The sequence below is a fragment of the uncultured Shewanella sp. genome (genome assembly GCF_947497935.1).
Taxonomy (GTDB): Bacteria; Pseudomonadota; Gammaproteobacteria; order Enterobacterales; family Shewanellaceae; genus Shewanella.
Genome location: NZ_CANMIO010000051.1, coordinates 1 through 582, shown reverse-complemented (window position 1 = coordinate 582; position 582 = coordinate 1). Strand labels below are relative to the sequence as shown.

The window sequence follows — 582 nt, the reverse complement described above, 5'->3', positions numbered from 1 at the left end:
ACCGCTCGACTTGCATGTGTTAGGCCTGCCGCCAGCGTTCAATCTGAGCCATGATCAAACTCTTCAATTAAAGTTTTTTTGCTTCATCCACCTTACAAGTAAGGCTGAATCAGCGGCTCAACGAATTCTGTATTACATATTGCTATGAACACTCATTCATTAAGTAAATTTTTGATTGTCTCGTGAGAGACAATTTCGAATAACTTAATCTCTGTGAGTGTCCACACAGATTTGCTTGTCATATTGTTAAAGAGCGTGCCACTTCTATTAAGGCTAAGCCTTTCAAAATGGCGCCTTAGACGCTTAGGTCGTTTGGCTGAGGAGGCGTATTCTACACTCTCCAGTGTCGGCGTCAAGCGCTTATTTTAAGAAGTTTTTCAAGCGATGATTCTTTGTTCAAGTCACATCTAATTGAGCTTCTAAAGCGATTGTCACCTGAGGCTAATTTCCGTAGAAGTTAATCTCTCACCTCTTACTTAAAAGAAGTACTGATTACGCTGCAAGTCCCTTACTATCTAGCGTTTACGACTATTTCTAATCTCAAACATTAGTCTAGTTGGCCTGCTGTGCCGTGTCAGTGGA

At 41.2% G+C, this 582-nt stretch carries 1 rRNA gene; it reads right to left on the bottom strand.

The window, feature by feature from the left end:
* Nucleotides 1-70: ribosomal RNA gene (locus tag Q1A86_RS21130) — 16S ribosomal RNA — on the bottom strand; the annotation flags it as partial.
* Nucleotides 71-582 lie beyond the last annotated feature (512 nt).